The sequence below is a fragment of the Martelella sp. NC20 genome (assembly GCF_013459645.1).
Taxonomy (GTDB): Bacteria; Pseudomonadota; Alphaproteobacteria; order Rhizobiales; family Rhizobiaceae; genus Martelella.
Genome location: NZ_CP054863.1, coordinates 28353 through 42114, shown reverse-complemented (window position 1 = coordinate 42114; position 13762 = coordinate 28353). Strand labels below are relative to the sequence as shown.

The window sequence follows — 13762 nt, the reverse complement described above, 5'->3', positions numbered from 1 at the left end:
TTCCTTTCCGAAGTTGATGAAAGGAATTTAACTCAGGCATGTGTTCGCGAATATTCGTAGTGCTTGCGTGACACTCGGTAGTTCTACGGAGTGTGCTGCGCTTCCAGCCATAACCGCGTCAGTTCTGCCGGTGAACTGGTGCCGGCCTTCTGCCCGATCGCGGCGCGGTGGCTATCGACGGTTCGCGGCGAAAGCTGCAGCGCGTCGGCAATTTGCCGCGTTGTCAGCCCGCGCGCGATCATCTCCAGCACTTCAATTTCGCGGCCTGTCATGCTGGCGAGCATCTGCCTTGTCTCGCTGGTCTCCGATGCTTCACGGGTCTGCACCTCAAGCGCGGCATGTCCTTTCTGGATCGCGTCGATCAGGTCCTGTTCGTCAATCGGCTTGGACAGAAAATCGATGGCGCCGTTGTGAAACGCCCTTCGACAGGCCTCGACATCGCCATGGCCGCTGATGATCACCGTGGGCCATTTGAGGCCGCGCTCGCCAAGCTGTTCCTGAAGCTTCAGGCCGGAGACGACGGGCATCCGGATATCGAGAATGAGACATCCTGGCGAAAGGCCGGGCAACTGCGCAAGAAAGCGCGCCGGAGACGCGAAGGCGTGAACGTCGAGGCCGATCGTGCGCAGCAGCAGGGACAAGCCGTCACGCACCGCTTCATCGTCATCGACAAGATAGATCGGGTAGCTCATCCTGCGACTTCTCCTCCATTGCCGCCCTCAAGCGGAATGCGAACCTGAAATGTGGTTCGTCCCGCCTCGGGCAGAAGTCTGATATCTCCGCCCATCCCCTCGGAAAGCCGTTGGCAGAGCGTCAATCCGAGGCCGGTCCCATTCGGTTTTCCCGTCGCAAAGGGTTCAAACAGGCGGTCACGGATGGCGTCGGGAACACCGGGCCCGGTGTCGCTGACGTCTATCTCGGCCAACGAACCTTGGGCGCGCGCCGAAACACTGACCTGCTTCTCAACAACGCCTTCGACGGCCTCGATGGCATTGCGAACAAGGTTGAACACGATCTGCTCCAGTGCGACCTGATCACCGCGCACAACCAGGTCTTGCTCTGCGGCATCTACCACCAAGGTGACGCCGTTTTTCCGCGCTTCCGCCGATAGAAGAAGCTCAACGTTTCGCAAAACGCCAGCGACATGAACCTCTGTGTTTTCTTCCGGGGCCATACGGCTCCAGTTGCGAAGGCGCATGATAATCGCCGAAGCCCGCTTGGATTGATCGGCAATGCTCTGCAGCGCGCTTCCGACTGCCTCCATATCACCGCGCGCCGCCAGATGCCGGCCCGCTTGCGCCTGGCTGAGTATCGCGGTCAAAGGCTGCGTCAGCTCATGCGCCATCCCGCTCGCCATCTCGCCAAGAGCGTTGACGCGGGAGGCATGTGCCAGCCGTGCTTCGCGCGCGCTGATCTCGGCCAGGCGCTCGGCTCGCCGGGTGAACACGCGTTGACGCAGCCAGAGCGCCAAGGCCAGATAGACAAGTGAAGACAAGATAATCAGCGCGATCGCCAGCCCCCACGGAAGAAGCTCGGAGAGCGCCGGACGAATGCCCGCGCTGAGTTCAAGTGGCTGTGACCGGCTGCTGAGGCGCCTCATAAATTGCGGGCTCTGCGCCGGGGGCTCTCCTGTCAGAAGCGACCGATCAGGAAGAGCAAGCGAGCGCGTCACGGCGGGCTGTGACCAGAATTCGGTATCCATGCCAAGCAGCGACAGCCCATCCACTTCAAGAGCCAGCCCGTAGCGGGCATTCTCGTTGTTGGGGCTGCGCTTGATCAGCAGATAGCGGCCGGCATCGTCTGGGGCCTTTGTAATGACCAGTTCACCGCGCGAGCTTTCTGCGGCGGTTCGTATCATCTGCTGCTGTTCCGCCGGGAGACTGTCGCGGGTCGAAAGGACCGTTCCGCCCGGTGTCAGGGATACGAGATCAACGTCTTTTATCCGAGGATAGAATTGCTGGATCGTGCGCGCCACATTCAGGAAGACGCGGTCGCGGCCATCAATTTCGCTATCGGCAATTGCCGAAAGGGCGGTGAGATGTGCGTCATGCTGATCGGCCCGTTGTGATACGAGCCGATGCATGACCGTGGCCTCATCGTAAAACTCCGACATCAGCCGTCTGTGCTCGAAACCAACCGCGGCGGCAAGCATGACAACCGTCACAACGGCCCAGCCCAGAAACAGCAAGAGAGGGCTGCCAAGGATCTGGTAGATGCTTTGCCTGTTGTTCATGCCTTACGTTATCACCGCGCATCGCCTTAAGAAACTGTTCTGACTGACCTTCTGCACTGAACGGACAGACCGTCAGTACTGTTCTTTCTGTTGAGCCCACCATGTCTCGTAAAGGTCAGTCATTCCAGCCTCTTCGGGCGGTGTGTGCCTGACCAGGGCCCATGCCTGGGACTCGGTCGGAGCACGCAATTCGTTGGCAACCGCCTCTGTAGAAAGCCCATAAGGCTCACCTTCAGCATTTGAAAAGGCATAGAAAATCTCTGAAATGCCGGATAGCCGCATGGCGGCCAGACACATGGGACAGGGCTGACCACTTGCATAAACGATACAATTATCCAGCCGTGTTGTACCCAGTTTCTGACCGGCAACCCGCAATGCCAGAAGCTCGGCATGTGCGGTAGGGTCATTGTCGATGTGCATGAGGTTCACTGCTTTCGCGATGATCTCCCCGTTCTTCACGACGACCGCGCCAAACGGGCGCCCGCCTTCTGCGATGTTTTGATGCGCGATCGCGATGGCCTCTTGCATAAACTGTCCGGCATTCATCGCGCCCCCTCCTGCACCAGTATAGCAATAATTTCAGTGTATCCACTCTGGCGGGCGTGCTGAAGCGGCGTGACGCTGTTGTTGTCGGCAAGGTTAACGTCAGCTCCGGCGGTGACGAGTTGGCGAACGATCTCGGTGTGACGCTCTCCGCCGTTTCCAAGAATGATGGCCTCCAGAAGCGCCGTCCATCCCAGATTGTTGACGTGATCGATGTCCACACCTGCATCAATCAGCGTCTTCACCGTCTCGACATGACCGCGTTCGGCCGCCGGTATTAGCGCGGTGCCACCGAAACGATTGGTATCGGAAAGATCGGCGCCGTTCGCAAGCGTCAGCTTCAAGATCTCCAGATGTCCGCGCGCACCGGCATAAAGATACGGCGTGTCGGCAATGGCATCCTTTGCATTCACATCGGCGCCTGCTTCAATCAGCAACCGCGCGCTATCCACCTGGTTGGCATGTGTTGCCGCCAGAAGCGGCGTGCGACCGCGATCATCGCGCACATTGAGTGGCTGGCCGTTATTGATGCTATTGCTCATTGCTTTCAGCTCCCCGCTCTCAGCTGCGGCGAAAAAGGCCTGATCGGCTTGGGAAGCGGATGCTTCGTTTGTCGATATCATCATGAACGATCCTGCAAGTGTCAGAACGGCCAGAGAGAGCGACTTGGTTTTGCGCATTTTCATCTCCCGATTGGTTTCAAGCCAATCAGGTAGGAGTCGCCTCGTTCATTTTGAAATCACATATTCGTATGGGGGCGAATAGATGCGACATTCGATCTGGATCTGCGGCGAAATTTCGCCGAAGGAGGGTAAGCTTGTTCAGTCAGGAAATCCAGAATTTGCGTCGACACGCAACGATATCGTATCCGGTAGCCTACGTATTAAACGGAATTCGGCAGATGAACGATCGCCGCGCACTTTCTTGTGGCCGGTTTTGTGGAGTCGTTGAAGAGTACCTAGTGGTTTGATTCCAACGTTTGGAACCCTCGGTTTCGTGCGGTGATGATGTCCTCGGGATCGGCTTTCCAGACAAATGGCTTGGGACAGTCAGCATTGTATTCGCGCACGAAACGGTTGATTGCGGCCTGCAGATCGACGACGGAATGGAAGACCCCGTATTTGAGCCTTCGCCGTGTGAGTTTGGCGAAGAAGCCCTCGACGGCGTTGAGCCAGGAGCAGGATGTCGGGGTGAAGTGGAAGGTCCAGCGCGGATGGCGGGCGAGCCAGGCGCGGACCTTGTCCTTTTTGTGTACGGCGTAATTGTCGAGGATGACGTGGATGGCCTTGTCTTGCGGCACCTCGCGCTCGATGCGGTTGAGGAAGCGGATGAACTCCTGATGGCGGTGGCGCTGCATGTTCTGGCCGATGACCGTGCCATCCAGCACGTTGAGCGCGGCAAACAGAGTGGTGGTGCCGTGGCGCTTGTAATCGTGGGTCATGGTGCCGGCACGGCCCTTCTTCATCGGCAGTCCGGGCTGGGTTCTGTCGAGAGCCTGTATCTGTGATTTCTCGTCAACCGACAGCACCACGGCATGGGCCGGCGGGTCGACATAAAGACCAACGATGTCGGTGAGCTTTTCGGCGAAGGCTGGATCGTTGGAGAGTTTGAACTGCCTCCAGCGATGCGGGCTGAGACCGTGAGCCTTCCAGATCGCCTGAACCGTCGAGGCCGCGATGCCGGCGACCCTGGCCATGGCGCGCAGCGTCCAGTGTGTTGCCTCGTGCGGCGGCGGTTCCTGCGTCAAGCGGACGATCTCGGCAACACGCTCCGGCGGGACCGGCGCCTTGCCGGGTGGCCGGGACCGGTCATGAAGCAGGCCGTCGACGCCCTCATGCATGAACCGCTCCTGCCAGCGCCACACACAGGTTTTCGACTTGCCGGTCTCGGCCATGATCGCCGAGGTGCCCAGACCATCGTCGCTCAGAAGGATGATACGTGCCCGCCAGACGTGCTTCTGTGGGCTGTTCGGGGCCGCGACGATGGCGCTCAATCGCTGCCGGTCGTCGGGAGATACCGTAAAGGAAATGTTGCTGCGCATGCCGCAGACTCGCACATCTCAAAGCGGTTGGGAATCAACCAACGGACTCCTTTGATCCGATCAATCCACTAGCTTCTATGACGGCAACAGCTTACAAAAACGATGATGCAAGTGGAATCGGTTTTCAGGTTGCCGGACCGGGGGGAACACATTGAAAGAATATATCGTTGCGTGCGCTTTTTCTCTATGCGTTCCGCAGGTTCTCCATGCGGCCGACACTGCCACCGCGGCCCCGGAAGCCTCCGCAGTGAGCGCCTCTGACTGGGCATTCCAGATCACTCCCTATCTGTGGGCAACCGGCGTCACGGGAAAGGTTTCTCCCTTTGGCGTTGGGCCGACCGTGAATATCGACCGCTCTTTTTCCGAGGGCCGGGACGGGCTGAATATTGCCGGATTTGTCAATGTCTGGGGCCGCCACGACCGTTTCGTTCTCTCTGCGGACATGATGTATACGGATACGAGCGACGAGAACACATACGGGTTTCCGGGCACATCGCAGCTGCCGGCGTTTGAAGCGGCCGGCAAACTCAATACCAGGCAGTTCATGGCCACCGTGCAGGGCGGATACCGCGTTGTCGACACGCCCGCATTTACGCTCGACGCTTTGGCCGGCATACGTCTGTGGCATGTTTCCAATGAGATCACGGCCAGCGGACTTGGCAGATCAGTCCGTTATGACGAAAGCTTCGGCTGGATTGACCCCGTCGTCGGCGCCCGCGTGTTTTTCAATCTGACGGATCGCTTATCGGTTCAGGCTCAGGCCGATATCGGCGGCTTTGAGGTCAATTCCGATCTGACCTGGTCGTTCCTCTCGACGGCGAACTATACCTTGAACGAGCACCTGTCATTCTCAGCAGGCTATAAGATCGTCGACACCGATTACGAAAAAGACGGTCATGTCTATGACACGAGGCTGAGCGGGCCGGTTGTGGGGCTCACCTACCGGTTCTGACCAGGATTGATCTGGTCGCGAACATCCGCGATCGGAACGACAAGTCCCGTTGAGAACAGGATGACCCGGCCACCACACGGAAATGCGGTGGCCGGCACGTCTCAGTTGACCGGTTCGAACTGGAAAGGTTCGGCGGGCTTGAAATCCGCCGACACTTCGCCTGACTGCAACGTAACCATGTCAACGCCCAAATCCAGCATCCGGACCCCGGCTTCAGCCGAGAAATCCAGATTGTTCAGATCGACCCAGAACAGGTTCGGTGAAATCGCCGATTCAACATAAAACAGCTTGTCCTTGTGATCCGCGACCACTCTCCAGCGCGTGGTCGACAGGTTCGGCGCGTCCGGCGTGTTGATGCCATAGGGAACGGAAGCATTGCGGATCACGCTCATGGCGGCGGCCGCCGCGATACGCGGTTCATCCGACTGAACCACCATGTCGATATAGGTGTCAGCACGGGTAAAGCGATCGGAAGAACGGGTTGTGCCGGGCAGCACCTCACGCGGATTGACGTCCTGCCAATACCTTTTCACCGCCAGTTGCTGGTCGTATGGCGGATCGTTCGTCATGGTGCGGTATTGCGGGCCGTGATGAATGACCAGTTCGCCGTCCAGCCATTCCAGAATAGCGCTGTCGCCGCTGGCGTCCGAGAGCGAAAGATGCACCTTCGCCAGGCGTCCGGGCTGATCGGGAACGTCGGCGGTCACCACGTCGAAAGGATTGGCTTCCAAATCCTCCACCGCTTCGGCAACACTGCCGTAATTGTCCATGAAATACTGCGCCCAGATCGACAGCGACATTTCGGGCTTCGACCCGTCATTCTTCGGGTATTCGGACGCCACCAGCCAGAGCATGTTGGCCACCAGGCCGGCCTCGTTCATGCCATCCACGGTGGAGAAGTCATAACCGGAGACAATCATGCTTCCGTATTTCGACGTCCAGGTCAGTGAATTCTCGCCCGCCTCGCCATTTCGCTCCATGCCGCGCGGGAACACCCACAGGTTGGAAAGCATCGGCAGGCTCCAGTCCATGGAACGCGCCGTCAGGATGCGGTCTTCCGGACCATGATAGACAACACGGGTGCAGGCATCGGCGATCGGCGCCGCGGCCACCGAAAGCGCGGCGGCCAGTGTCAGGCTGCGCCAAAGCGATCTGTTTGCTTTCAAAATCATTCCTCCAGTTTGTACAGCGGTCAACCTTTGAACCTCAGGCGAAAAACCGACTCAACCAACTTGAATGGTCGCAAGCCGGTTGGTCAAGCTTAAGCGACGACAAACGCATCGCGAGCCACCTAAATCTGACGTTTGCTTGCGTTTGTCGGCCAGGAGTCCTTTACGGCACGCAAGCCTGCTTCGCCGATAATTTCTTGAATGTGCAGCTTTGACCTTCAGGGCCGTTGAACACAATGCGTTAGGACACGCTTTTGGGCGTCCGCCTACCGGAAACCAACCCCCAGAATGCCGGAGACTTTAAGTCACTTGATTCAACTCAAGCGGGTGTTCGTTGACATCGGCCGCCAAACATGTTGGCAACTCTGGGATGGTCGTGCGGAGCCTTCCGGGCTCGGGTGCAGTATAGAGGGGGCAGTTCAATCGTGCAGATCAACAAAGTCGTCATCATTTCGCTCCTTCTTTGCCTGCCGATCGGCATGTGGGGCGTCATTGCCCCAGATCAGATGGCGGCAAGCGTTCTGGGCTTCACCAGCTATTTCATGGTCGGGGCGAGTTGGTGGTGGCTGGGTCTCTGTTCGAGTTTCGTGCTTCTGGCCGCATTTCTGGCAATTGGTCCCTACGGCTCCATTCGCCTGGGCAAGGACGATGAAAAGCCGGAATTTTCCTATTCGTCGTGGATTGCGATGCTGTTTGCCGGCGGTATGGGGGCCGGTCTGCTGTTCTGGGGCGTTGCCGAGCCGGTAACGCATTTTGAAAATCCGCCCGTCGGCACGCCTGCATCGGCGGAAGCCGCGCGGCAGGCCATGGTGATCACCAACCTGCATTGGGGGCTGCATGCCTGGTCGATTTACGGCGTTTGCGCGCTGGTGATTGCCTATTTCACCTTCCGGCTGGACAAGCCGCCGTTGATTTCGACTCCGCTGCGTGGGCTCTTTTCCGGCCGCTCGTCCGATGTCGCCGCCACCACTGCAGACGTTCTTGGCGTCGTTGCCGTGGTCTTCGGCCTTGCCGGTTCTCTGGCGATGGGCGCCCTGCAGGTGCGCTCGGGCCTGACCGCGCTGTTCGATTTCCCCGCGATCAACGCGGTTTCGCTGGCCGTGCTGGCCGCCCTGTTTGTGATGTACATGATCTCGACGCTCACAGGCGTCGAAAAGGGTATGAAACTGCTTTCCGACATCAACATGATGCTGGGTCTGGCGCTCATGGCCTTCATCCTGATCTTCGGCCCAACGGCCTTCATCATGGAAACATTCGTAACGACGATCGGTGCCTATATGTCGCAGTTTGTCAGCATGTCGTTCCGCCTGTTCCCGTTCGAGGGGCTGACGGAGTGGTCGGCCAACTGGACGCTGACCTATCTGATCTGGTGGCTGGCCTGGGGACCTTTCGTCGGCGTGTTCATCGCGCGCATTTCCCGCGGACGCACCATCCGCGAGTTCTGCATGGGCGTCATCCTGATCCCGACCGCCTTCTCCATTCTCTGGTTCGCCGTTTTCGGCGGCGCCGGCATCTATGTCGAGATGTACGGTCCCGGTGGCCTTGCGTCCGTCATCACGCAGGATGTTGCCGCCGCGTTGTTCTCGTTTCTCGATTACTTCCCGTTCTCCTCGGTGCTCAGTATTGGCGCGCTGCTGCTGATCGTGATCTTCCTGGTGACGTCGGCCGACAGCGGCACATTCGTGCTGTCCATGATGACCACGAACGGAAATCTCAATCCGCCCGCCGCCGCGAAAATCGTATGGGGCAGCATCGTCGCCGTCATCACGGCGGCCACGCTTCTGGCGGGATCCGTCGATGTGGCAAGGGCCATGTCGACGCTTGGCGCGATACCGTTCTCCGCGATCCTGATCTTGCAGATCGTCAGTTTCCTGCGGCGATTAAGACGTGATCCCTCGCGCGAGAAACCGGTCGAGGCCGATACCAATGAGGTGATGTCATGAGGGCATTTGTCTCGCTGCTGATCGTCATCCTGCTGGCGGGCTGCTCGTCGGACCCTGTCAGGGTGGGCTCCAAGAACCTGGCGGAAAGCCGCGTTCTGGCGGAAATGTTTGCCCTTCTGCTGGAAGAGGAGGGCGTGCCGGTCAAGCGCATGCCCTCGCTCGGTGCCACGGGCGTGGTCTACCAGGCGCTGATCGACGACGACATCGATCTATATCCCGAATATACCGGCACGGCGCTGGCGTTCCTGGGCGCGCGCAGCAACGGTGATGCAGACGAAGCCATGCGGGTGGCCTCCGAGGGGCTCGCCCGCAACGGCCTTGTCCTGCTCGACAGGCTCGGCTTCGAAACCGATTACGTGGTTTTGACCCGGCCAGCCATCGCGGCCGCCAATCGCCTCGATGACATCTCCGATCTTGCCGGTGCGGATGGCAGGCTGCGCCTCGGTGTCACGCAATCCTTCGCGGAGCGACCCCGCGACGGGCTGGAGCCTTTCCTGGACCGGTTCGGCCTGACATTCGAGGATATCGAGGTGTTCAGCGAAACGAGCCGGGAGGGCATGTATGACGCGCTTCTGGAAAGAAGCGTCGACATCATCGTCGGTCTCTCCACGGATCCGGAGATAAGCGATTACGAGCTTGTCGCGCTCAGCGATGCCACGGGGTTCTTTCCCGTCTATCAGGCCGCGCCGCTGACATCGGACCTCGCGCTGGAGCGGACTCCCGACATCGCCGCCGCCATGCAGAAACTGGCGGGCAGGATCGACGACGACATGATGCGGTCGCTGAACGCCGCTGTGCGCCTCGATGGCCGGCCGGTCAACCGCGTGGCGCGGCAGGCGCTTTACGACCTCGGCCTGGTGGCGAAGCCGCCGCGCGAGCGCATGCCGGTTCTTGCCATCGCCATGGGGCCGGAGACGATGGGTACCGATGCCGGCATCGAAACGCTGCGCGCGGTCCGCAAATCCATGCGCGGCCGCGACGTCAATCTTCTGTCGACCAATGTGCCGCTGGAAGCGATGGCAAGCGGTGAAGCGAGGCTGGCGCTGACGCCGGCGCTCTCCGGCTTCACCCTGACCGATGGCCGCGTGATCCGCGATGAACGTGTCGAGGCGATCGCCGCCATCGGCTCGACCTTCCTGCATGTGTTGACGCGCTCCGATGACCGCGCATTGCCGGAAGGAACGCTGACGATTGCGACGGGACCGGTGGGGTCGGCCTCGCATACGCTCGCGCTGGCCGTCGCCCACAACAGCAACCGAGACATCAGCGTCACGCCGCTGGATGACTTTGGCGCACAGGCTGCGTCAGCGGTATTGCGCGATGGCGATGCCGATCTGGCTTTGATCTTTGCCGCAAGAGGCCGTCAGGATCTGGTCGATCTTTTCGCGCGGTCGGACGATGTCACCCTTGCCGATGTTGCCGGCTGGTGGACCAATGCCGACCGTCTTTCCATGCCGGTCATGCGCGAGGCGCAGATCGCCGTGGGCACATATCCGGGCATTGACGAGACCGTCGATACGCTTTCCACGCAAATGATCCTGTTCGGACCGGCCACATCCGACCGGTTCTTGATCGGCCAGCAGGGCCCCAATGCGTTCTTCGATGAGCCGCGACCGCTGCAGGATAAAAGCGTGGCAGCCATAAACCGGAATCTCGGCCTCCACGCAGCGGTCGACCCGCACCTGCGCCGCGCTGCCGCGCTGACGCCGGAAGTCAATATCCTTGACGACCGGATCAATCCCTATCCCGGTCGCGCGATCCTGATGATCGCGATCTTCGGGTATCTCATATGGGCGGGCTGGCTCTTCGTCAGGCCGGAACGTAAAGGCGAGAGATAGCGAACGAAATTTTACGGAGCGCCTGTTTGAGTGGCTCCAGCAAACCAAATTATCAGGATGTCGCATGTTATTATGCCCTTTAGCCCAGGTAGAAGAGCAACGTCTTGCCCAGATGCTCGAGAATGACCTTCAGGCCAGGATATCGATCAAAGACGCCGGCGAAAATCACACGCAGAAAGTGGGTCGCCGTCTCGTAATTCCACCCCATGTCATTTTGAATAGTTCGTCGCACCCTTCAAGTTCATAAGATTTGACTTGAAAATCGGACTGGTGAATGAAGACCGGGGCAACGAGTGCTTCGAGAAGTTCCTAAAAGACGTCGTGGCGAGGGCATTGTTCGCTGTGCCGATGAAAGGGGCCTTTCGAAGTTCATTCTTCAATGAAGCCGCCAACCTGCTATGCGGTCCGATTTGGGTTCTGCTGGATACGACCAAGTCGCCATTCAGCACCGCAATGTCGCCGCTTCAAGGCGCACGCTCGCGATCCGCTTCTGGAAGGGAAGAGCTGGCTTAACCAAAGTGGTCGCCCCTGCGGCGAAACAACCCAAAGCCCAATGTGCAAACGCCCTCAGTCTGGCACTAGATGGGTAGATCAAGATCGGTAAGGGGTTCGGCGCCGATCGGCACGATAAGCCTTCGAAATATTTCAAGCGCGTGCGTTCGGGGGCCGCGGCGAATAAATACAGCCGTCTTTTAGCCCTTGCTCGGCCCTTCAGTCCTTTTCGAGGTAAACGGTCTGGGTGGGGAACGCGAAATCCGCACCGTGGGAGTGAACGATTTCGACGATCTTCAGGAAAACCTCCTGCTGGATTGCCAGCCACTCGGCCCAGCGCGTGGTCTTGGTGAAGCAGTAGATCATGATGTTGAGCGAGGAGTCCGCGAATGCGTCGAAATAGACGAGGAGGGTTTGCTGCAGGTCGATATGTTCGCTCTGGTGCAGCATGCCGCGGATATCGCTAACCACGGCGGCGACCTTGTCGGCGTCTTCGTAGCGAAGTCCGATCGTGGCTTCGATGCGGCGGTTGCGCATCTGCCCCGGATTTTCGACGCTGATAGAGGAGAACACGGAGTTGGGCACGTAAAGCGGACGCTTGTCGAAGGTCATGATCCGGGTCATACGCCAGCCGATTTCCTCGACCGTACCCTCGATGTTGCGGTCGGGAGAGCGAATCCAGTCTCCAAGGCGAAACGGTCTGTCGAAATAGAGCATCACACCGGAAAACATGTTGCTCAGCACGTCGCGCCCGGCAATGCCGATGGCAATGCCGCCAAAACCGCCGAAGGCCATCAGGCCGGAAAGGCTCAATCCCATATGCTCGCCAAACAACAGCAGGAGCAGAAGAAAGATCATCAGCTTGAGAATGCGGGCGATGCTGGTCGCCGACGTTCTGTCGCTGCCCTTGCGTACCTGATCGGCCGTCAGCCGGTTGATGAGGTGGAAGCCCTGTTGCATCAGTACGAGGCCGAGGGCAACCAGAGTGATATCGTCGATCATTTCTGGCTTGACGGCTTTGATTCTGAAGTGAGCAAGAAGCTGATCGGCTGTCTTGTTGAGCGTGAGCAGAAGACCGGCAGTTGCTCCAAGAAAGATCGCATGGAGGGTGATGCTGTGCGACAACGCCTCGTGGCGGCGCATGGCGAGGCTGCTGAGAAGCATAACGGCAACGAGTGCGACGGCAATGCCTGCATTAATCCAGTAAACACTCATGCAGTAAACCTGGCTGGAGCTGGTCCATTGACAAAAAATCCATGGAAGCGCTCAATCAAATCTTCTGTCGCATCTTGAGGATGCGAGATTTCGTCGACCCGCCGCGACCGTACCGGTCTGACAGTTGTTCCGGCCATCCTGAGAAGGCCTCTTGCCCATGTGGTTCGCCCACGGTCCTTCATGAGCGCGCCGTTACACGCCATTCGCGTGGTGGCTAACGGCCCGGTCTGGAGACCGCCCTCGCCATCTATCGCCAACATGCCGGTAAAGCTGTTGCAGCCGTAGATCTGACCCTCGTCAGTGATTGTAAAGTCCGGTGGTTTGCCATCATCGCTCCGGTGATTGCCATTGATGGAGCCGACCATCCATTCGGTGCCTGAAAGAAGGCTCAGCGTGTCGCCGCCGCAGCCCTGCAGCGTTTCGATTGCCGTTTCGAGCGTGACGGCCTTTGGAAAAGATCGGCCGCTAGTATCATCCTGGCATATCCCGTCACGTATGACGGCGACCAGTTTGAACGGCGCTGAACCGTAGCGATAGGCTCCGTCGACGATTTCCGGTTCGGGCAGAAGAAGATTCAGCCGGTCGTCACCGTAATTAATGTTTAACGCCATGCGACCGTTGGCGATGATGGCGCGCCAACCGGGTTCATTGCCCTGCTCCGCCCACAGCTTATCCGCCTCTGCCAGTACGCCGAAGCATTCCGACAGGTCCTTTCCGTCGAACGTCACGAGCGCATTCTTGCCCTTGCTCCAGAAAACCGTTTCGCCGTCGTCGGACTGATATTTGGCGCCATCCGCGGAGATTAGCGGGGCGAGGTGGTAGAACTGTGTGTCGGTTTCGATCACCGCATCTTCACCCTGAAACCTCGCCTCCAGACGGGTATGCCCAAACATATAGGCGCTTTCGAAAGTCGCAGGCGTGAATGCCGACGGCATCAACTGTCCGAGATCGACATTCTCTTCTCCCGCGGCAATCGGGGCAGGCGCGATTACCCAGCGGTTGGTGCCATCGATCCGGATGGCGGCGGAGAAATCGGTCTTTACGCCCGCCGGGATGTCGAGTGTGAACGGCCATGGAATTTGCTGGCCGTTCGCCTCGGTGCTGTCCGTCGCAAACAGTGTGTTATGGAAACCACGTGCTTCGACCACGAGTTCGGCATTGTCGTGCAGAGCCATGCGCTCGCGTATGACGGCTTCGCCGGAAATCAAACGTATGTTCTGAGCATGTGCGGTCGTTGCGGCAAGAAAGCTTGCTAGAAGCGTCAGGACGCAACGGGACATAGTCTTTCCTTTGTCGTCTTCAACGGGTGAAAAGGCACGACGCGCAGGAGACGGCT

13 protein-coding genes are annotated in these 13762 nt (G+C 59.0%); 4 read left to right on the top strand and 9 right to left on the bottom strand.

Annotation, left to right across the window (positions count from 1 at the left end):
- Positions 1-83: 83 nt before the first annotated feature.
- The 5 genes from HQ843_RS28060 to HQ843_RS28040 all read right to left on the bottom strand — a co-directional run bounded on the left by HQ843_RS28060 (position 84) and on the right by HQ843_RS28040 (position 4817).
- Positions 84-692: a response regulator transcription factor gene (locus HQ843_RS28060; protein WP_180902434.1), complete on the bottom strand. Its 609-nt coding sequence runs from the start codon at positions 690-692 to the stop codon at positions 84-86.
- Complete coding sequence (locus HQ843_RS28055; protein ID WP_180902435.1) at positions 689-2233, bottom strand: sensor histidine kinase; 1545 nt, start codon at positions 2231-2233, stop codon at positions 689-691. The genes HQ843_RS28060 and HQ843_RS28055 overlap by 4 nt, the downstream gene beginning before the upstream one ends.
- A gap of 72 nt (positions 2234-2305) precedes the next feature.
- Entirely contained in the window at positions 2306-2779 is a 474-nt protein-coding gene (locus HQ843_RS28050) for a nucleoside deaminase (protein ID WP_180902436.1), read from the bottom strand.
- On the bottom strand, positions 2776-3456 hold the full coding sequence (locus HQ843_RS28045) for an ankyrin repeat domain-containing protein (RefSeq protein WP_180902437.1): 681 nt from the start codon (positions 3454-3456) through the stop codon (positions 2776-2778). Before HQ843_RS28045 ends, HQ843_RS28050 begins: the two co-directional genes overlap by 4 nt.
- A 278-nt stretch (positions 3457-3734) precedes the next feature.
- Positions 3735-4817: an IS630 family transposase gene (locus tag HQ843_RS28040; protein ID WP_180899062.1), complete on the bottom strand. Its 1083-nt coding sequence runs from the start codon at positions 4815-4817 to the stop codon at positions 3735-3737.
- Between the two features lie 151 nt (positions 4818-4968).
- Between HQ843_RS28040 and HQ843_RS28035 the strand changes: the two genes are divergently transcribed.
- Positions 4969-5769 (top strand): outer membrane beta-barrel protein, encoded by an 801-nt coding sequence (locus HQ843_RS28035; protein WP_180902438.1) that lies wholly within the window; start codon positions 4969-4971, stop codon positions 5767-5769.
- A gap of 101 nt (positions 5770-5870) precedes the next feature.
- On the opposite strand, the gene HQ843_RS28030 is transcribed toward HQ843_RS28035, so the two are convergent.
- Positions 5871-6941: a linear amide C-N hydrolase gene (locus HQ843_RS28030; protein WP_180902439.1), complete on the bottom strand. Its 1071-nt coding sequence runs from the start codon at positions 6939-6941 to the stop codon at positions 5871-5873.
- A 422-nt stretch (positions 6942-7363) separates the two neighbouring features.
- Here HQ843_RS28030 and HQ843_RS28025 point away from each other — a divergent pair, with 422 nt between their 5' ends.
- Both HQ843_RS28025 and HQ843_RS28020 read left to right on the top strand, forming a co-directional pair.
- Positions 7364-8881, top strand: coding sequence for a BCCT family transporter (locus HQ843_RS28025; RefSeq protein ID WP_180902440.1), 1518 nt, complete (start codon positions 7364-7366; stop codon positions 8879-8881).
- On the top strand, positions 8878-10719 hold the full coding sequence (locus tag HQ843_RS28020; RefSeq protein WP_180902441.1) for a glycine betaine ABC transporter substrate-binding protein: 1842 nt from the start codon (positions 8878-8880) through the stop codon (positions 10717-10719). The genes HQ843_RS28025 and HQ843_RS28020 overlap by 4 nt, the downstream gene beginning before the upstream one ends.
- A gap of 79 nt (positions 10720-10798) precedes the next feature.
- Here HQ843_RS28020 and HQ843_RS28015 read toward each other — a convergent pair whose 3' ends face one another.
- Complete coding sequence (locus HQ843_RS28015) at positions 10799-10927, bottom strand: amidohydrolase family protein (protein ID WP_180902442.1); 129 nt, start codon at positions 10925-10927, stop codon at positions 10799-10801.
- A 47-nt stretch (positions 10928-10974) separates the two neighbouring features.
- Between HQ843_RS28015 and HQ843_RS28010 the strand changes: the two genes are divergently transcribed.
- Positions 10975-11232 (top strand): hypothetical protein, encoded by a 258-nt coding sequence (locus tag HQ843_RS28010; RefSeq protein ID WP_180902443.1) that lies wholly within the window; start codon positions 10975-10977, stop codon positions 11230-11232.
- 198 nt (positions 11233-11430) lie between these two features.
- On the opposite strand, the gene HQ843_RS28005 is transcribed toward HQ843_RS28010, so the two are convergent.
- Positions 11431-12426, bottom strand: a complete 996-nt coding sequence (locus tag HQ843_RS28005; protein ID WP_180902444.1) for a mechanosensitive ion channel family protein — start codon at positions 12424-12426, stop codon at positions 11431-11433.
- Positions 12423-13706, bottom strand: a complete 1284-nt coding sequence (locus HQ843_RS28000) for an META domain-containing protein (protein WP_180902445.1) — start codon at positions 13704-13706, stop codon at positions 12423-12425. Before HQ843_RS28000 ends, HQ843_RS28005 begins: the two co-directional genes overlap by 4 nt.
- Between the last annotated feature and the right edge of the window lie 56 nt (positions 13707-13762).